A 16,827-nucleotide genomic window follows, 5' to 3' on the forward strand; every position below is an offset into this window, starting at 1 on the left:
GCGGGCGAGCCCGTCCCGCCCGGTGACCGCACCGTAGGCGGGTCCGACCGGCGTTCGAGTGACGGTCTTCGGCAATGACCTGTGTTGACCGGGGCGGGTCAGATACGGACCGTTCGGCGACCGCATCTGATGCCCGCTGTCACTCCCGCACACCCGCCAGACACCCACCGCCGGGTCCTGGCCGTGCCGGCCTCTCCGCGGGCCCGGGTCACGAGGGGAGTGCGTAGTCGAACCAGACGCGGTGCGTGCCGTCCGGGTCGATCGCGATGCCTCCCGTCCCGGTGATGCCGCTCAGCTCGCCGGTCCCGCTGCCGGGGACCACGACGAAGAACTCCGACTCCCGGCTCTCGCCCGAAGTGGTCGCCGAGTGGGCGAAGTTGAAGCAGCCCGTACGGCCGTGGAGGGAGCCCTCGAAGGACTCCATGGCCACATAGGTGCCGGTGGCGGTGGACTGGTCGAACGCCGCGGTGAACAAGGTGGCCGAGCGGCCGACGACCTCGCCGGCGTACTCCTTGCTCATGGTGGCCACGCCGACGGGCACGGCGGTCTCGACCGGCGGAGCCGGCACCGGGGCCGGAGTGAACTCGGTGACGTCGAACGTACCTGAAGCTCTCATGCCCGGGATCGTAGAGCCCGCCACTGACAACGCGCCCACGGCGCCCGCCGGTACGGCGCGTCTACGCCCCCGCCGCCGAACCCGGCAGACCGCCGCCCGGCGAACCGCTGTCCGGCAGACCGCCACCTGGCAGACCGCCGCCCGCCCCGCGGGAGTCCCGCAGCCACGCCGTGCCCGCGCGCACCGCCCAGAAGAACACCGCGAACGCCGACGCCGCCACCGTCAGCGAGTCCCAGGGCGCCGGCAGCCGCCCGGAGCCGCCGAACGAGCCGAGCCAGGACAGCAGGGTGAGCAGGACCAGGAACACCACCAGCCACGCCCCCGTCCGCAGCTCGGCGGCGAGCGGCCGGCCGGCCATCGCGGTGCGGTGCATGCCGAGGAACACCAGCAGTCCGGCCAGCACCAGCGGCAGCGCCAGCCGCAGATCGTGCCAGCCCGACCAGTACACGAACTCCGCCGCCACCACGAAGCTCACCGGCGCGATCCAGCGCAGCCCCGGCACCCAGCCCGCCGTGCCGCTGCCCGGATCGGCCAGGAACACCCCGGCCGCCACCGCCGAGGCCGCGTAGATCAGCAGATACATGTCGCCCATCACGCTCACGATGTCCTGCCAGCCGCCGAACGGCAGCAGGAACACCACGATGACCAGCAGATTCAGCACCAGCGCCCGGCGCGGGATGCCCGAGCGCTCCTCCACCGCCATGAGCCGGCGCGGCAGCGTGCCGTTCTTCGCGAGCGCGTAGGTGTGCCGGGCGTCCAGCGCGACCCCGACGTAGGCCGAGCCGCCCGGCGAGACGACCGCGTCCGCGTACAGCAGCGCCGAGAGCCAGTGCAGATTGAGCAGCAGCGCCAGCTGCCCGAACGGCGAGTCGAAGTCCACCCCGTGCCAGCCGTGCCCGAGCAGGCTCTCCGGCACCGTGAACAGGAACGCGACCTGCAGGGCCAGGTACATCAGCACCGACGCCGGTACGGTGCGCCGCGGGTCGCGGGTCTCGCCGGAGAAGTCCAGGGGCGCCTGGAAGCCGTTCACCGAGTACACGATGCCCCCGCCGGCCAGCGCCGACAGGCAGGCGGCGTACCCGTACGGCGCGAACCCGCCGTGGTCGGTGAGCCGCCCGGAGTGCCAGCCGGAGGCCAGCAGCGCCGCCACCGTGACGACCGGCACCGCGATCTTGAAGACGGACAGCAGGTTGTTCAGCCGCGCGAACAGCCGTACCGCGAACCAGTTCAGCGCCGTCAGCAGCACGCTCAGCGCCGTCGCCACACCGAGCCCGGTGACGGTCAGCGAACCGCCGCGGTAGATGCCGGGCAGGTAGTGCCCCGCGTACTGCATGATCGCGCTGATCTCCGCCGCGGTGCCGCCGACCGACAGCAGCACGGACCAGCCCACCAGCGTGCCCACCAGCCGCCCCGAGGCGTACAGGGGCCAGCGCACCGTGCCGCCGCCCTCGGGCCGGGAGGCGCCCAGCTCGATCATCACCAGCGCCACCAGGACGCACAGCGCTCCCGCCGCCACCCACGACAGCAGCGCCGCCGGGCCCGCCGTCTGCGCCGCGTACATCGCCGCGAACAGCCATCCCGAGCCCACGATGTTGGAGAACGCGATCGCCGTCAGCGCCCAGAAGCCCAGGTCGCGGCGGAGCCGGCGCTCCTCGGCCAGGGCCGCCGGGAGCGCGCCCCCGCCGGCCGGCAGATCCTGCGGCACGCCACCGCCTCCTCAGCGTCGTCGTCCGTCCGCACGAGGGTAGCGGGCGGGAAGGACGCCGACGCGCTCCGTCGGCCGAGCGCGCCGGGAAAGGGTCCGAAGGGTCCGAAGGGACCGGGATCCGCAAGAAGTTGACGCGTCGTCCGCTCCCGCGCCCGAGCGTGTGAGGATCGGCGCGGGCGGTCACACGCGGATCGTCGCGGCGGCCCGGTGCAGTGCGGCGAGGACCGTCCGGACGGCCTTGCGCGCGGTGCGCTCGGGCCGGTGCAGTACGTCGATGCGGCGCCGGGTGTGCACTCCGCTCAGCGGCCTGAGGACCACACCCGGGTGGGCGCGGGCGGTCCAGCGGGGCAGCAGCGCGATGCCGCCGCCGGCCGCCACGATCTCGGCGACCACCGAGAACTCGTTGACGCGATGGACGATGTCGAGCCGGCGGTTGGCGACGCAGGCGACGGCCTCGACGGTCGCCATCAGCGGAAAGCCGTCGTGGACGGTGATCCAGGGCTCCTCCGCCACCTCCCGCGGTGTCAGCAGCGGCCGGCCGGCCAGTGGGTGACCGGTCGGGAGCGCCACGTCCAGGGGCTCGCGCAGCAGGGTCGCCGCGGTCACCGTGCGGGGCCACGGCGGGCCGTGGTCGAGGCGGTGCGCGAGGACGAGGTCGTAGTCGCGGGTGAGCGCCGGGAAGCGGTCCTGGGCCACGTCCTCGTCGCCGAGTCTCAGCCGGGGACGGTCCGGCCCGGACAGCGCGCGCAGCAGGAGCGGGAAGAGGGTGGCGGCCGCGCTGTGGAACGCCGCCACCGACACCTCGCCGTCCTCCCGCCCCGCGAAGTCGGTGATGGTGTGCCGGGCCCGGGCGAGCGCGCTCTCCACCTCGATGGCGGCGCCGGCCAGGGCCTGCCCGGCCTCGGTCAGCACCACCCGGCGTCCGGAGCGCTCGGTCAGCGGGACCGGGATCGCGCGCTGGAGCAGCCGCAACTGCTGCGAGATCGCCGAGGGCGTCACCTGGAGCGCGTCGGCGACGGCGGTGACACTCCCCAGCTCGCCCAGTTCCCGCAGGATGCGCAGCTGCCGTTCGTCCATGCCGGAAGTCTAGGGCGACGCTGTAGCCCCGCTACATGGTCGGTGTAGAAGTTGGTGCTGGCCTACAGCGTTCGGGCTGGTGCAGCGTGGGCCCATGCCACTCGCCCGCCGCGGTACCGACGCGGTCCTCCTCCTGGTCGCGCTCGTCTGGGGTTCCAGCTACCTCGTGGCCAAGTCCGCCACCGACGTCCTGCCGGTCCTGGCGGTGCTGTTCGCCCGGTACGCCGTCTCCGCCCTGGCCTGCGCACTGGCCTGCGGCGCGCTGGTCGCCGCCCGCCCCCGCCGGCCCGGCTGGACCCGCGCGGAACTGCGCACCGGAGGGCTGCTGGGCGTCACACAAGCGGCCGTGCTGGTGCTGGAGACCTACGGGGTGGCCCACACCAGCGCCGCCCATGCCGGGCTGATCATCAGCCTGACGATCGTGCTGACGCCGTTGCTGGACCGCACCGGAGGCCGGCCGGGGCTGCCCCCGGCGTTCTTCGGCGCGGCCGGCCTGTGCGTGGTGGCCGTCGGGCTGCTGACCGCCGGCGCCGGTCTGCACGCACCCCGGCTCGGGGACGCCCTGGTGCTGGCCGCCGCGGTGGTGCGGGCCGGGCACGTCGCACTCGTCGGACGGCTCACCGCCGGGCGGCCGGTGGACCCACTGCACCTGACCACCGTCCAGACCGCCGTGGGCTCGGTCCTGTTCCTGCCGGCCGCCGTTGTGCACGCCTCCGCGCTGGCGCACGCCGACGCCGCCACCTGGGGTCAGCTGGTTTATCTGGCCCTCTTCTGCAGCGTGTTCGCCTTCCTCGCCCAGACCTGGGCGGTGCAGCGCACCTCGGCGAGCCGGGCCAGCCTCCTGCTGGGCACCGAGCCGGTCTGGGCCGTCGCGGCGGGCATCGGCCTCGGCGGCGAACGGCTCACTCTGTGGGCCTCGCTCGGCGCCGTGCTCATGGTCGCCGGAACCTACTGGGGCCAGTCCGTGGAACGCGCCCACCGCGCCGCGCCGCCGCAGCCGGTTCAGCCCAGGCCGACGGCGGGCGCGCTCCGCTTCCGGGCGCGATAGGCGGCCGCCTTGATCCGGTTGCCGCACGACTCCATGCCGCACCACTGCCGGCGCGTCCCCCGCGAGCGGTCGATATAGACGCGGGTGCACTCGGGGTTGCCGCACTCCTTGAGGAGGGGCACGTCGGGGCCGCCGAGCAGTTCCACCGCCTGCCGGGCGAGGGCGGCCAGGGCCTCCCGGGGCGTCGCCTCCGTGTGCCGCCCGCGCGGGGTGAGCTGCGGTACGGCGGCCGGCTCGCGTGCCGTGCCGTTCAGCAGGTCCAGCGCTTCGGCGTCGTACGCCTCGCCGAGCCGGCGCGCGGTGACCGTTCGGTAGACGGCCTCGCGCAGCTCCTTGGCCCGTTCGACGTCCGCCTCGGTGCTCGGGGTGAGCGCGTCCACCACACCGGACTCCAGGAACCAGGCGTCCAGCCGGTCGGGCGTCACGAACATCTCGAACCGCGCCGTACGGCGCGCACGCAACGTCGCGGCGAAGTCCAGGGCCGGGTTCCCGCACACGAAGACATGGTCGAGGTTCATATCACCATCCTGACAGGTGACGTACGCACCCGGCAAGAATCGTCGCCCGGCGGTGGAGACGGCCGGCGGTGGAGACGGCCGGCCGGTTACCGGCCGCTCGGGCCGAACAGGGCGATCTGGTCCTTCACCCAGGGGTCGTAGACGGCCGAGCGCTTGTCGGCCGTCAGGCCGAACGTCGCCAGCTGGCCCGCCACCCAGGGGTCCGTGCGCGGGTCGGCGAGGTGGTGGTGCCGGGGGTGGTGGAAGTGGTGGACCGAGAAGGACGCTGCGGGCGCGGCGCCGGTCACGGCGGTCCGGGCCGGGGCGGGTGCGGACGGCCGGCCGGTGGCCGCGGCCGCGGAGCCGCCGGCCGAGAGTACGGCGCCCGCGACGAAGGCGGCGCAGACACCTGCGGTCCTGGCCTGCCGGGTGAGCTTCTTCATGGTCTTCCTCCTTGCACAGCGCGTGTTCCCGGGAGCACGGACGGCGGTCACCGCCGCGGTCCCAGGTCGAGCCGCCTACCCAGCGCCCCACCCCGCACACACCCACACGGCGACACACCTACGCGGACCCGTACGGCGACACACCTACGCGGACCCGTACGGCGACACACCCGCACGGCCTCGAACGGCGACACACCCGCACGGGCGTCCCCACCGCTCGATCAGCCCCCGGTGTCCGTCTCCGCCCGGTAGCGCGGCGCCAGCGCCGTACCCGCGCCGTCGCGCAGGCCGAGTTCCGCCGCGGCCAGCCGCGCCACGGCCTCCGCGTCCTCCAGACCGGGCACGCACACCACCTCGCCGGTGGCCAGCGCCGCCAGCGAGGCGCTCACCACGTCGGCCACGGGCATCCCGCCCTCGTCGTGGACCCGCTGCTCGCCCGGCACCGGACTCTCGCCCGTCCCGAGGTGGAACTCGGTGGCCGTGAGTCCCGGGCAGACGACCTGGAGCCGTACCGGAGTGCCGGCCAGCTCGGCGGCGAGGGTCCTGGTGAACGTCACGACGTAGCCCTTGGTGCCGCCGTAGACGGCCCGCTGCGGGAGGCGGTCGGGCGGCAGGGAGCCGGCGAAGGCCAGCAGCGACGCGACGTTGACCACCGCACCCCGGCCGCGCGCCAGCATCCCCGGGACGGCGGCGCGCGTCAGCACCGTGGGCGCGACGACGTTGACGTCCACGACCTTCGTCAGCAGCGCGGCGTCGACCTCGGTGAAGGGTCCGTACCCGTTGATCCCCGCGTTGTTGACCAGGAGCGCCACATCGGGTGCGGCGACCCGCTCCGCCACCCGGGCCAGGTCCGCCGACCGGGCGAGGTCGGCCTCCACCGTCTCCACGCCCACCCCGGCGTCCCGGCGCAGCCGGTCGGCCAGCGCGGCGAGCCGGTCGGCACGCCGGGCGACCAGCACCACGTCCCAGCCCCGGTCGGCCAGCCGCTCCGCGTACTCGGCGCCGATGCCCGACGACGCCCCGGTCACCACGGCCGTAGCGGGCGCCTCGTCCCACGTCATGTCCCGTGTCCCTTCCCTGGACAGCCCTCCCGGGCCATGAGGAGCGCGATCGCATGATCGTCGGCCCGGATCTGTCCGGTGTCCCCCTCGACCGCGTGGACGAAACGTCACCGTCGCGGGAGCGCTTCCGGCCACCGTGGCGGAGGTCGGTACCCCCGCGCCCGTCGATGACCTGCGCCTTAGAAACCCGTCGGCGCTGCTGCCGTCCGCAGTCTTGTCAGGAACATGATTGCGTCTCTACAGTCCCCACCGAGTCACGTTGGGAGCGCTCCCAAAACGGAGGGAGGACAGCGGACGCGCACCCCTCGTGACGCCGCACCGCACCGCACCGTCCCGTTCGGAGAGGACCCGCATGTCCCCGTCAACGCATCATGCGCGCCGTACGCATGTCCTGCTCGGCGCGCTGCTGACCGTTCTCGCCGCGCTCGCGGCGCTCGTGACCACCACCCCGGCCGCCCGCGCCGACACCCAGATCTGCGACGCCTTCGGATCGACCACGATCCAGGGCCGGTACGTCGTCCAGAACAACCGCTGGGGCACCGACCAGACCCAGTGCGTCACCGCCACCGACTCCGGCTTCCGGGTCACCCAGGCCGACGGCTCGGTGCCCACCAACGGCGCCCCGAAGTCGTACCCCTCGGTCTACAACGGCTGTCACTACACCAACTGCTCGCCCGGCACGGCCCTTCCGGCGCGGCTCAGCACCATCTCCAGTGCGCCGACCGGCATTTCGTACAGCTATGTGAGCGGCGCGGTCTACGACGCCGCGTACGACATCTGGCTCGACCCCACACCCCGCACCGACGGGGTCAACAAGACCGAGATCATGGTCTGGTTCAACCACGTGGGCTCGGTCCAGCCGGTGGGCTCGCAGGTCGGCACCGCCACCGTGGCCGGCCGCCAGTGGCAGGTGTGGTCCGGCAACAACGGCGGCAACGACGTGCTGTCCTTCGTCGCCCCGTCGGCGATCGCCAGTTGGAGCTTCGACGTCATGGACTTCGCCCGCGAGGCGATCTCCCGCGGCCTGGCCCAGAGCAGCTGGTACCTGACCAGTGTGCAGGCCGGTTTCGAGCCCTGGCAGAACGGCGCGGGACTCGCCGTGACGTCCTTCTCCTCGTCCGTCAACACCGGCGGCGGCGGTGACCCGGGCACCCCGGGCAACCCGGGCGCCTGCAAGGTGGCGTACGCGACGAACGTGTGGCAGGACGGGTTCACCGCCGACGTCACCGTCACCAACACCGGCTCGGCCGCCGTCGACCACTGGCAGCTGGCCTTCACCCTGCCCTCCGGGCAGCGGATCACCAACGGCTGGAACGCCACGCTGTCCGGCCAGTCGGGCGCGGTCACGGCGGCCGGTCAGTCGTACAACGCGAGCATCGCCCCCGGCGGCACCGCGTCCTTCGGTTTCCAGGGCACCTACGGCGGTACGTTCGCCAAGCCGTCCGGCTTCACCCTGAACGGCGCCGCCTGCACCACCGCGTGACCCGGCGGGACGGCCCGTGCGCACGGGCCGTCCCCGCGCCGGCGGCGCACGGCCGGTTCCCCCGCTCCCACCGGCCGCGCGTCGCCCTCGCCCACTTCGGACGGCGGGGTCATACGTGGGACGCCGGGACCTCTTCGTTCCGGCCGCCGAGGGCCGCTTCCATGTGGTGCAGGCGGTCCATCGAGCGGCGGCGCATCCAGAACATCCAGCAGACGAACGCGATCACGGCCGCCGCGAAGACCAGCGGGAACGTGAGCGAGCCGGTGGCCACGCCCAGGGCCAGCAGGCCGACCGCGACCAGTCCCAAGAGGCCCATGGAGTACGGCACCCACCGCTTGGAGCGCCGCATCTGCTCCAGTTCCGCGTCCACCAGCCGCCGCATGACCGTGCGCTCCTCCGGGTCGCGCGGCACCTCGCGGTGGCGGATCTTGTGGTTCAGGTCGGCGACGCGGCCCGGTTCGACGCCGGCCTTCCGGCTGTACCTGCGCCGTTGAACGGCCGCCGCCGCCATGCCGACGGCGGTGTAGAACGCGCCGTTGATCACCCAGACGAGCGGGTGTTCGTGCCGGCGGAACAGGGCCGCGATGCCCACGGCCAGCGGGAAGAGCAGGGCGGCCTGTGCGATCAGGCTGCCGGCGAGCCGACGTCTCAGGGCGTGCACGGCGTGCCTCCTCGGAAGTGACGGAATACCGCTGTCACTTTTCGGATGCCCCATCAGTTTGCGTGCATGGCAGCACAGTTGACCGCCTGAAGGGCGCGGTGCGGTGCGGTGGGCTCAGGGGAGTTCGGGTGTGCAGGTCCGGCACAGGCGGTAGCGGGCGCCGCCGCGCGGGCCGATCCGCTCCTCGACCCACCCCGTGGCCTCGGCGGCGTCCAGCAGGCGCACGTGTGTCGCCCACTCGGGGCTGAGGCGGCCGTCGTGTGCGAAGCGGGTCAGCTCCTCGGCCGGCGGCGCGGTCCGCTCGTCACCCGCCACCCGGCCGACCGACTGCTCGACCTTCCTGCAGTCGCCGCGGTGCAGTGTCTGCTTCTCGGCGGCGTAGGGCGGGCGGCCGGACCCGGCGAAGCGGCGCCGCTGCGCGAGCGACCCGGCGCGCAGGGCGCCGAATCCGTCGGCGGCCTCGGCGCAGACCCGGCACCCGGCGGCGCAGGCCGGCGCGGGGGACGGTGTACCGCCGGTGAGGTCGTCGGCCGCGCGGGCGGGTGCGGGCACCGTGGCCAACTCGGCCAACCCGGCCAACTCGGCCACCGCATCGTGCCGTTGCTCGTGCCGACGCGGACGGGGCGGCCCCGCCGCGGCGAGACGTACGGCGGCGGCGGCTCGCCGAGCCGCCTCCCGGGCCGCGCGCTGCCGTGGAGAAGTGCGTCCTCGCTTTGCCATGAGAAGCCGGTCCCCTGTTCACCGTCGGCGGAGTGCATGCGTGAGGGCACGGCGACTGCCGGCGGCAGCGTCGCGCCCACGGCGCACCAGCATGGCATCGACGTGCCCGATCACCGGTGCGCCGCGCCAGGGGAACCCGCCGGGCGGAGCAGCGCGCCGCTCTCGCCCGGCGCTCCGCTACAGCCCCAGATCCAGGGCCAGGCAGGAGAAGTGGTTCCAGGAGCCCTCGGGGTTGTAGCCGCCGGACGGGTCCTTCGGGTCGGACGGTCGCTCCTCGACCATGTCGGCGTACGCGACGCGCTCGGGCAGTTGTCCGAACCGCGCGTGGCGGATCTGGGCGGCGACGTCCGAAGTGCTGTTGCTTTCCACGGTTCAACCTCCGTCTGACCGGGGGGCGGATCGCTCCGCGCCCATGCCGATGAAGGCAGCGTCCCACCCGCTCACGTCACCTGTCAAGGCGGTGACGCGAGCGGAGTGCGAGGGCGGCCGGGGCGCCGGGGCAGGGCGGCGCGGACCCGCTCGGAGGAGGGTCGAGGTCAGTCCCTCAGGCTGAGGACCGAGGTCAGTCCTTCAGGGTGTAGAAGCGCATCGGCGAGTTCGGTTCGAAGCCGATGCGCGGGTAGACCGGCGCCCCGGCGGCGGTCGCGTGCAGCGTGGCGCGGGTCAGTCCGGTCGCCCGGGCGCCCTCGTGCAGCGCCTTGCGGGTCACCGCCTCGCCGTACCCCCGGCGCTCCCACTCGGGCAGCGTGGCGACGAGCACGACGAAGAGGCGGCCCGCCGCCGCCACCGTCCCGGCGCAGGTGACCGGAACGCCGTCCCGGTGTCCGAGGTAGGCGTACACCTCGTTCTTCCACAGCGTGGAGCCGACGAGCCCGTCGCGGCCGTCCTCCGAGGTGAAGCCGTAGGCGCGCGCGTTGATGTCCGCGTACGCCCGCAGGTGTGCGTCGGTGCGGACGCGCTCGAACGTCAGGTCCGGGTGGACCGGATCGGGGACGGGGAGCAGGTCCCCGGCCATTCCGGTGCCGGGGAAGGCGTACTGGAGACCGGCCCGTTCGGCCGCCTCGGCCAGACCCGCGCGGGCCCCGCCGTCGAGCAGGTCCTCGAACAGCCACAGGAAGCCGGGCCGTTTCTTGGACCGCATGAGCTCCGCCGCCTGGCGCAGCCGCTCCGCCACGAGCGCCTCGTCCGCCCCCGCCTCGGTCAGCGTGACGCAGTTCCAGAACGCGAACCGGCAGTCCGCCCAGCGCACGGCGAGACCCGGCAGGTCCCGCACATCCGCGTCTTGATCCCGGTCCAGGACCATGGCCCGCCAGACGGTGGCGAGCTGTTCCATCGATTCGATCGATTCCGTGAGACCCGTCATGGAGAAACCCCTTCGGCCGTCGAGTGTGCGGTCACCTTCCCAGTGACAACGAGCGCGGGGGCAGGCGCGTTCTCGTCGAACCGCGTGCGCGCGAAGGGGTGTTGCGGGTCCCGGCCGGAGCGGCCGCTACGGGCGGCGGCCCCAGGCGGAGACCATCGGGGCGGTGGCCAGATCCAGGCGGCCGGTGGCGACGTTCGCCAGGTGCCGGTCGATCTCCTCGTCGGTGGCGAGCCTTGCGGCCACCAGCCGGCCGCGGATCTGCCGCACGGTGGCGGCCTCCAGGACGGCGCACGCCGGTGAGGTGATCGGGAAGTACGCGTCCGCCCGCACGTCGGCGAGACCGGCCTCGCGCAGCAGCCGCGGCAGGGTCCGCCCGTACGCGAGGTCCGCGCCGCGCTCCGCCATCAGGGCGCGGAAACCGGAGCGCAACCGGTTGGCGAGCCGCTGCTCGGGTCCCGACTCGTCCGGGCACAGCAGCGGCTGCAACGCCGGGTCGGCGTCCTCCAGGAGCAGCCGGCCGCCCGGTCGCAGCGCCTGGATCATCCGGCGCAGCGCCTCGGCGCGGTCGGTGACGTGCACCAGGACCAGCCGGGCGTGCACCAGGTCGAAGCCGCCGGGCGGCGGCGGGTCGGCGGCCACGTCGTGGCGGCGCACCTCGACGACACCGCCGCCGAGGTCGCCGACGCCCTCCAGCCAGGAGGTGTCGATGTCAGTTGCGAGCACCGCTCCGGTGGGGCCGACCCGCGCGGCCAGTCCGAGCGGTACGGACGGCCCGCCGGCGCCGACCTCCCAGCAGCGCATGCCGGCGGAGATCCCGAGCTGGTCGACGTGCCGGAAGGTCACCGGGTCGAACAGCTCGCCGAGAGCTTCGAACCGGGTCCCGGCCTCCGACTGCCGGTTGTCCAGCAGATACCCACGCGCCTCGGCTCCGGCCGCGTCTCCGGCTGCGGCTGCCTCTGCGTCTGTCTGGTGCTCGGCCATGCGGCGATTCTGGCAGAGCGGCCGACGCGCCACGCGACCGGCGGCGCGGCTCAGTCCACCGCGCCCAGGGTGGCGATGACCTGGCGGGAGTGGCCGGCGTCGAGCAGGGGCGCGCGCACGTCGCGGTCCAGGTCGGGAAGGTAGCCGAACAGGACGTCGGCAGGTCCGGTCAGCTCGGCCTCCCGGCAGGACGCGGGCAGCAGCAGCGTCTGCGCCCGGCCCAGTTCCCCGTCCCAGTCGCCGGACCGCACCCGCACCGGCGCGCCGACGTTGGACAGGACGCGAGCGGTGGCGAAGGCGTGCCGCACCGGCCCGGCCGAAGTCCAGCGCTCCAGGGCGAAGTACGGGCCCGCGCACAGGAAGACCCGCTCCGCGCCGTCACCCACGGCGATCCGCAGCCCCGGAGTGAACTCCGGCCTGCTCTCCAGCCGCACCTGCCGCATCAGCAGGTCCAGGTTGGCGTCGAACTCCGCGTCGCTCACGGCCGCGCCGTCCTCCATCCGCCAGCGCATCGCGTGCTGCTGGATGTCGGAGGTCTGTTCGATCTCGTAGACCAGCGTGTCGGGTCCGAAGCTGTGCGGGGTGCCGCCGGGGACGTAGATCGTCTCTCCCGCGCGCACCGGCAGGCGGCGCAGTACGGCGTCGAAGTCCTGCGCCTGGAGCGCGGCGCGCAGCCGGCCGGCCGTCACGCCCTCCCTGACGCCGCACAGGGCGGTTGCCCCGGGGGCCGCCGCGAGGATGTGCCAGGCCTCGGTCTTGCCGTTGGCCTGGCCTTCGAGCCGCCGGGCGGCCTCGTCGTCCGCGTGCAGATGGACGGGCAGGGCACCGGCGGCGTCGATGAACTTGGTCAGCAGCGGGAAGCACCGGCCGGACCGGCCCGCGCCCAGCAGTTCTCCGGGATGGTCGGCGACCAGCTGGCGCAGGGACCGGCCGGTCAGCGGACCCTCGGTCACCACACCGCTCAGACCGGTGACGTCGCTGCACTCCCAGGTCTCCGCGACGCTCCAGTCCGGGATGCCGGACTTGCCCAGCCGGCGGGCGATGGCGTGTCCGCCGAACACCAGCGGCTTGGCCGTGACGGTCAGCCGCAGCGGGTACAGGCGCGCGCCGGGGGCGCTCATCGGACCGGGCGCCCTCCGGCGACCGCGACCGGGGCCGACTGCGACATGGGGGAACCTCCGGGAGTGCGAGCGGGAGGTGAGCGGGGGGTGCGGCGAACCGACTTCCCGCCGCCGTCACGGGCGAAACGGAGACCGCGGCACGGCACGGCGCGCGAACTCCCGGAAAAGGTGACGTGGGCTGTCACCTTTGGCAGGCACGGTGGAGTCATGGAGAAGAACGCCACCACCGCGAACAGCACCCCGCACCAGGACGTCACGAAGGAGGACGAGGACACCCGGCGCACCGGCCGGCCGGGTTCCCTCGCCGGCCGGATCGCGCTCGTCGCCGGAGCCACCCGTGGCGCCGGCCGCGCCCTCGCCGTCGAACTCGGCCGCGCCGGCGCCACCGTCTACGTCACCGGCCGCACCACCCGCGAGCACACCAGCGAGGTCGGCCGGCCCACGGAGACCATCGAGCAGACCGCCGAGGCGGTCACCGCGGCCGGCGGCACCGGCGTCGCCGTCCGCACCGACCACCTCGACCAGGGCCAGGTCGGCGCGCTCGTCGAGCGGATCGACCGCGAGCAGGGGCGGCTCGACGTCCTCGTCAACGACCTGTGGGGCGGCGAGCACCTGCTCGTCGGCTCCGTCTTCGGCAAGAAGAGCTGGGAGACGCCGCTCGCCGACGGGCTGCGCATCCTGGAACTCGGTGTGCGCTCACACGTGGTCACCGCGGCGCTCGCCCTGCCGCTGCTGATCCGCTCGTCGGCGCCGCTGCTGGTGGAGGTCACCGACGGCACAGCCGCCTTCAACCGCCGCTACCGCGACAACCTCTACTACGACCTCGCCAAGAACGCCCCGATCCGGATCGCCTTCGGGCTGGGCCAGGAACTGGCGGAGTACGGGGGCACGGCGGTCGCCGTCACACCGGGCTACCTGCGCTCGGAGCAGATGCTCGACCACTTCGGCGTCACCGAGGAGACCTGGCGCGACGCCGTCGCCCGCGATCCGCACTTCGGCGTCGCCGAGTCGCCGTACTACCTGGCCCGCTCGGTCGCCGCGCTCGCCGCCGACCCGGACCGGGCCGCCCGCTGGAACGGCAGGTCCACCTCCAGCGCGGAACTCGCCGAGGTGTACGGCGTGCGGGACGTGGACGGCAGCCGGCCGGACGGGCTGGGCTACATGGCGGACGTCGTGTACGGCGGCAAGCCGGGCACACCGGACGACTACCGCTGAGGACGCGCCTTCGCCCGGTCACGGCTGCGTGGCGTCGTGCCGTGCGGGGGCCGCCGGGTCCGTGGCGTAGCGGGCCGCGAGGGAGCGGGCGTGGGCGCGGAAGCGGGCGCGCAGGGGCGCCGGGGCCAGGATCTCGGCGTCCGCGCCCAGTGCGGTGAGCTGCCCGAAGGCGACGTCCTGCGACTCCACCGGCACGTCGAGCGTGACCCACCCGGCGGGGTCCGGCGGCGGCGCGGGGTCCGGGAGCGCGCCGGCGGCGGCCGGGTCCAGCACGGCGGGCAGGCGGCGCAGCCCGTCCTCGGTCACCCGCAGGGTGACGGTGGTGCGCAACAGCGTCCGGGCGAACGCGGCGGAGTGCTCGCGCCAGTGCGCGGCCAGGTCGAAGGACGGATCGCGGACGAAGGGGGCGTCGGCGCCGGGAGCGGCGGCGAGCGCCGTGACGCGATCGACACGGTAGGTACGCCAGGCACCGCCCCCGGCCCGGTCCGCGAACCCGGCACCCTCCCCGTCCGTCCGCGCCCCCGGAACGCGGCCCACGACGTACCAGACCCCCGCCTTCAGGACGAGTCCGTACGGTTCCAGCGGGCGGGTCACCGCACGGGGCGGTGCGCCGTCACGGGCCGGTCGGACGTACGTCAGTTCGATGACGCGGTCGGACCACACCGCGCGGGCCAGCTCCGGCAGCAGTTCGGGCGCCGACGGCTCGCGGAACCAGGCCGGGGCGTCCAGGTGGAAGCGGCGCGCCGACGACTCGGCCGCCGTCCGCAGCGACGGCAGCAAGGTGGCCGCCAGCTTCAGCCGGGCGGTGTCCGCCGCGTCCGAGAGACCGAGGTCGCGCAGGGCGGTGGGCAGTCCGGAGAGGTACAGGGTCTCCGCCTCGGTCGGGCCGAGCGTGGTGAGCCGGGTCCGGTGGCCCGGCGCCAGCCGGTAGCCGCCCGCCCGGCCGCGCTCGGACCGTACCGGCACGCCCGCCTCCTGGAGCGCCTGGACGTCACGGATCACGGTGCGCTCGGAGATCTCCAGCTCACGGGCGAGGGCGGCGGCGGTCAGGCCGGGGCTCGACTGGAGCAGGAGGGCCATACGGATCAGACGGGCGGCGCGCATGGCTCCATCATCGCGTCCCGCACGGCGCCTTGGAGCGGCGCGTCAGCGTTCGAGCAGCGGGGCCACGCGCTCCAGCGTGGCCCGGACGTTGGCCTCGGTGACCGTTTCCCGCGCCGCCCGCGGCGTCAGCCACCGCAGCGGCGCGTCCGGGTTCTCCGGCCGTACCGAGTCCGGGACGGCGGTGGCCAGCACGTGGCGCAGGTCCGCGTGCTCGTGGGCGGGCTCGCGGTCGCCGGCCGGGACCGGCACGATCACCAGGTGCGCGACGGCCGTGTCCGGCCAGGGCGCCAGATCGGCCAGCCCGGTCTCCTCGCGCCCCTCCCGCAGGGCCACGTCGAGCGGGGCGTCCTCGCCCGGATCGCCGTGCCCGCCGACCAGCAGCCACGACCGGTGCCGCGGGTGCCGGCGCAGCAGTACCCGGCCGCTGTCCGGATGGACGATCACCGCCGACGCCGTGACGTGCAGCCGGCCTGCCCGGCCCCAGGCGTCGCCCGCCGCGACGAGAGCCCTGACCCGGTCCGTGTCGGCGCGTTCGGCCGTGGTGCGCGGTTCGTGGCGGGCGAGGACGTCGGCGAGCGCGGGGTGAGTGGTGGCCATGCGCCGGATCCTAGTGACGCCCGGCGGCCCGGGCCCGCGATTTATCGGCCCGCGCGAGAGGGCCACCGGCACATGGGGAGGTTCACCAGCGCATGTGGACGTCCTCGGCCCAGCCGAGCAGCCGCCGTACGGCGATCTCGGCGCCGTCGGCGGTGCGGACCCGGCCGTCGTAGTGGCCGAAGCACTGGTCGGTGCGATTCGAGAGCAGAGCGGCCTCCGTGCGCGTGGACCGGTTGTGGAACGGCGTGAACGTCAGGTCCACCTGGTCACTGGCGGGGGTGCGCAGGGTCCACGGGGCCAGCGGATCGGTGCGCGACCAGCGCCAGTCCAGTTCCTCGCCGATCTTGCTGAGCCGGCCGTCCACACAGAGGGCGTTCTCGGTGGAGCCGGTGCCCGCCGTCCAGCGGCCGCCGAACTGGAGGCCCACCGTGTGCCCGTCCGTACGCCCCGAGGCGGCGCCCCAGTTCCAGTCGACGGTACGCGGCCAGCGTCCGCGTCCGTGGTCGAGGACCGCCCAACTCTCCTCGTCGTCACCGAACTTCAGGATCTCGTCGCCGATCCTGACCTGGCCCGCCGCCGGCAGCGCGGTCTGTTTGGAGGTGTACTGGAAGCGCCGCCGGCTCCACGGCACGACGACGGAGAGCGACTCGTGCCCCTCGGGCCGGGTGACCAGCAGGTCGACCTCGACCGGCAGCCGGCCGGGTGTCAGGCAGCGGGCCCGCAGCCGCGTGCCGCCGTCCTCGTGCCGGATCTCGACGCGCACCCTGCCGCCGGTCGGACGGGCCGGGCCGACCACCACGTCCGCGCCGCCCGTGGCCCCGGCGACGGTCTCCGGCAACCGGACGCCACGGCCGAACGGGACGATCGAGCCGACCTCGAACTCCCGCCCCCCGGAACCGTATTCGAGGAAGTACAGCGAGTTCAGCGCGAGGAAGTCGAGGTCGCTGACGGTCAGCGCCACCAGATGGGTGGGCGTCGTCACGCACCAGTACTCCCACCGCTTGGTCCGGCCCCAGCCGCGCAGGTTCGCCCGGTGCACCGGCGTCCTGGACCAGCCGACCGCCGCCGGGTCGAGGGCGCCGTCGGACCGGCACAGGTCGACGGGCTCGGTGATCTCCCGCTCATGCGTCAT

Annotated in this window: 18 protein-coding genes; 3 read left to right on the forward strand and 15 right to left on the reverse strand. The window is 74.2% G+C overall.

What is annotated here, in order from left to right; genetic code table 11:
• Nucleotides 1-208: 208 nt before the first annotated feature.
• From ABEB07_RS01170 to ABEB07_RS01180, 3 genes are all read right to left on the reverse strand, one after another.
• Nucleotides 209-616 (reverse strand): DUF3224 domain-containing protein, encoded by a 408-nt coding sequence (locus tag ABEB07_RS01170; RefSeq protein ID WP_176147177.1) that lies wholly within the window; start codon nucleotides 614-616, stop codon nucleotides 209-211.
• A gap of 61 nt (nucleotides 617-677) precedes the next feature.
• Nucleotides 678-2,321, reverse strand: coding sequence for an APC family permease (locus ABEB07_RS01175; RefSeq protein WP_345666614.1), 1,644 nt, complete (start codon nucleotides 2,319-2,321; stop codon nucleotides 678-680).
• Between the two features lie 183 nt (nucleotides 2,322-2,504).
• Entirely contained in the window at nucleotides 2,505-3,401 is an 897-nt protein-coding gene (locus ABEB07_RS01180; RefSeq protein WP_176147175.1) for a LysR family transcriptional regulator, read from the reverse strand.
• Between the two features lie 94 nt (nucleotides 3,402-3,495).
• Here ABEB07_RS01180 and ABEB07_RS01185 point away from each other — a divergent pair, with 94 nt between their 5' ends.
• Nucleotides 3,496-4,449: a DMT family transporter gene (locus tag ABEB07_RS01185; protein ID WP_345666615.1), complete on the forward strand. Its 954-nt coding sequence runs from the start codon at nucleotides 3,496-3,498 to the stop codon at nucleotides 4,447-4,449.
• On the opposite strand, the gene ABEB07_RS01190 is transcribed toward ABEB07_RS01185, so the two are convergent.
• The 3 genes from ABEB07_RS01190 to ABEB07_RS01200 all read right to left on the reverse strand — a co-directional run bounded on the left by ABEB07_RS01190 (nucleotide 4,404) and on the right by ABEB07_RS01200 (nucleotide 6,450).
• A complete protein-coding gene (locus tag ABEB07_RS01190) occupies nucleotides 4,404-4,967 on the reverse strand; it encodes a CGNR zinc finger domain-containing protein (protein ID WP_176147173.1) in 564 nt (187 codons plus the stop codon). The two genes, ABEB07_RS01185 and ABEB07_RS01190, sit on opposite strands and share 46 nt — an antisense overlap.
• Before the next feature lie 86 nt (nucleotides 4,968-5,053).
• Entirely contained in the window at nucleotides 5,054-5,389 is a 336-nt protein-coding gene (locus tag ABEB07_RS01195) for a hypothetical protein (RefSeq protein WP_345666616.1), read from the reverse strand.
• A gap of 221 nt (nucleotides 5,390-5,610) precedes the next feature.
• Nucleotides 5,611-6,450, reverse strand: coding sequence for an SDR family NAD(P)-dependent oxidoreductase (locus ABEB07_RS01200; protein ID WP_345666617.1), 840 nt, complete (start codon nucleotides 6,448-6,450; stop codon nucleotides 5,611-5,613).
• Between the two features lie 352 nt (nucleotides 6,451-6,802).
• Between ABEB07_RS01200 and ABEB07_RS01205 the strand changes: the two genes are divergently transcribed.
• On the forward strand, nucleotides 6,803-7,933 hold the full coding sequence (locus ABEB07_RS01205; protein ID WP_345666618.1) for a GH12 family glycosyl hydrolase domain-containing protein: 1,131 nt from the start codon (nucleotides 6,803-6,805) through the stop codon (nucleotides 7,931-7,933).
• A gap of 109 nt (nucleotides 7,934-8,042) precedes the next feature.
• Here the strand turns inward: ABEB07_RS01205 and ABEB07_RS01210 are convergent, their stop codons facing one another.
• From ABEB07_RS01210 to ABEB07_RS01235, 6 genes are all read right to left on the reverse strand, one after another.
• On the reverse strand, nucleotides 8,043-8,594 hold the full coding sequence (locus ABEB07_RS01210) for a hypothetical protein (protein WP_345666619.1): 552 nt from the start codon (nucleotides 8,592-8,594) through the stop codon (nucleotides 8,043-8,045).
• A 114-nt stretch (nucleotides 8,595-8,708) separates the two neighbouring features.
• The gene (locus ABEB07_RS01215; RefSeq protein ID WP_345666620.1) at nucleotides 8,709-9,182 is read right to left on the reverse strand and encodes a hypothetical protein; all 474 of its coding nucleotides are present in this window, start codon (nucleotides 9,180-9,182) and stop codon (nucleotides 8,709-8,711) included.
• A 309-nt stretch (nucleotides 9,183-9,491) separates the two neighbouring features.
• The gene (locus ABEB07_RS01220) at nucleotides 9,492-9,683 is read right to left on the reverse strand and encodes a hypothetical protein (protein ID WP_345666621.1); all 192 of its coding nucleotides are present in this window, start codon (nucleotides 9,681-9,683) and stop codon (nucleotides 9,492-9,494) included.
• A 193-nt stretch (nucleotides 9,684-9,876) separates the two neighbouring features.
• Nucleotides 9,877-10,677, reverse strand: coding sequence for a GNAT family N-acetyltransferase (locus ABEB07_RS01225; RefSeq protein WP_345666622.1), 801 nt, complete (start codon nucleotides 10,675-10,677; stop codon nucleotides 9,877-9,879).
• Nucleotides 10,678-10,803: 126 nt separating this feature from the next.
• Nucleotides 10,804-11,658 carry a methyltransferase domain-containing protein gene (locus ABEB07_RS01230; protein WP_345666623.1) on the reverse strand — a complete coding sequence of 285 codons (855 nt, stop codon included), beginning with the start codon at nucleotides 11,656-11,658 and terminating at the stop codon, nucleotides 10,804-10,806.
• A 50-nt stretch (nucleotides 11,659-11,708) separates the two neighbouring features.
• A complete protein-coding gene (locus ABEB07_RS01235; protein ID WP_345666624.1) occupies nucleotides 11,709-12,779 on the reverse strand; it encodes a type I phosphomannose isomerase catalytic subunit in 1,071 nt (356 codons plus the stop codon).
• 207 nt (nucleotides 12,780-12,986) lie between these two features.
• Between ABEB07_RS01235 and ABEB07_RS01240 the strand changes: the two genes are divergently transcribed.
• Nucleotides 12,987-13,994 carry an SDR family oxidoreductase gene (locus ABEB07_RS01240; RefSeq protein ID WP_176147162.1) on the forward strand — a complete coding sequence of 336 codons (1,008 nt, stop codon included), beginning with the start codon at nucleotides 12,987-12,989 and terminating at the stop codon, nucleotides 13,992-13,994.
• An 18-nt stretch (nucleotides 13,995-14,012) separates the two neighbouring features.
• Here ABEB07_RS01240 and ABEB07_RS01245 read toward each other — a convergent pair whose 3' ends face one another.
• The 3 genes from ABEB07_RS01245 to ABEB07_RS01255 form a co-directional block, all read right to left on the reverse strand.
• Nucleotides 14,013-15,098: a helix-turn-helix transcriptional regulator gene (locus ABEB07_RS01245; RefSeq protein WP_345666625.1), complete on the reverse strand. Its 1,086-nt coding sequence runs from the start codon at nucleotides 15,096-15,098 to the stop codon at nucleotides 14,013-14,015.
• A gap of 42 nt (nucleotides 15,099-15,140) precedes the next feature.
• A complete protein-coding gene (locus ABEB07_RS01250) occupies nucleotides 15,141-15,695 on the reverse strand; it encodes an NUDIX hydrolase (RefSeq protein ID WP_345666626.1) in 555 nt (184 codons plus the stop codon).
• An 82-nt stretch (nucleotides 15,696-15,777) separates the two neighbouring features.
• Nucleotides 15,778-16,827 carry a DUF2804 domain-containing protein gene (locus ABEB07_RS01255; protein ID WP_345666627.1) on the reverse strand — a complete coding sequence of 350 codons (1,050 nt, stop codon included), beginning with the start codon at nucleotides 16,825-16,827 and terminating at the stop codon, nucleotides 15,778-15,780.

It is taken from the genome of Streptomyces similanensis (assembly GCF_039543625.1).
Taxonomy (GTDB): Bacteria; Actinomycetota; Actinomycetes; order Streptomycetales; family Streptomycetaceae; genus Streptomyces; species Streptomyces similanensis.

Bases quoted from the DNA above. Each gene is read 5' to 3' on its own strand.
- ABEB07_RS01170 (WP_176147177.1), bottom strand. From the start codon at position 616: ATGAGAGCTTCAGGTACGTTCGACGTCACCGAGTTCACTCCGGCCCCG.
- ABEB07_RS01180 (WP_176147175.1), bottom strand. From the start codon at position 3,401: ATGGACGAACGGCAGCTGCGCATCCTGCGGGAACTGGGCGAGCTGGGG.
- ABEB07_RS01185 (WP_345666615.1), top strand. From the start codon at position 3,496: ATGCCACTCGCCCGCCGCGGTACCGACGCGGTCCTCCTCCTGGTCGCG.
- ABEB07_RS01190 (WP_176147173.1), bottom strand. From the start codon at position 4,967: ATGAACCTCGACCATGTCTTCGTGTGCGGGAACCCGGCCCTGGACTTC.
- ABEB07_RS01195 (WP_345666616.1), bottom strand. From the start codon at position 5,389: ATGAAGAAGCTCACCCGGCAGGCCAGGACCGCAGGTGTCTGCGCCGCC.
- ABEB07_RS01200 (WP_345666617.1), bottom strand. From the start codon at position 6,450: ATGACGTGGGACGAGGCGCCCGCTACGGCCGTGGTGACCGGGGCGTCG.
- ABEB07_RS01205 (WP_345666618.1), top strand. From the start codon at position 6,803: ATGTCCCCGTCAACGCATCATGCGCGCCGTACGCATGTCCTGCTCGGC.
- ABEB07_RS01225 (WP_345666622.1), bottom strand. From the start codon at position 10,677: ATGACGGGTCTCACGGAATCGATCGAATCGATGGAACAGCTCGCCACC.
- ABEB07_RS01230 (WP_345666623.1), bottom strand. From the start codon at position 11,658: ATGGCCGAGCACCAGACAGACGCAGAGGCAGCCGCAGCCGGAGACGCG.
- ABEB07_RS01235 (WP_345666624.1), bottom strand. From the start codon at position 12,779: ATGAGCGCCCCCGGCGCGCGCCTGTACCCGCTGCGGCTGACCGTCACG.
- ABEB07_RS01240 (WP_176147162.1), top strand. From the start codon at position 12,987: ATGGAGAAGAACGCCACCACCGCGAACAGCACCCCGCACCAGGACGTC.
- ABEB07_RS01245 (WP_345666625.1), bottom strand. From the start codon at position 15,098: ATGCGCGCCGCCCGTCTGATCCGTATGGCCCTCCTGCTCCAGTCGAGC.
- ABEB07_RS01250 (WP_345666626.1), bottom strand. From the start codon at position 15,695: ATGGCCACCACTCACCCCGCGCTCGCCGACGTCCTCGCCCGCCACGAA.
- ABEB07_RS01255 (WP_345666627.1), bottom strand. From the start codon at position 16,827: ATGACGCATGAGCGGGAGATCACCGAGCCCGTCGACCTGTGCCGGTCC.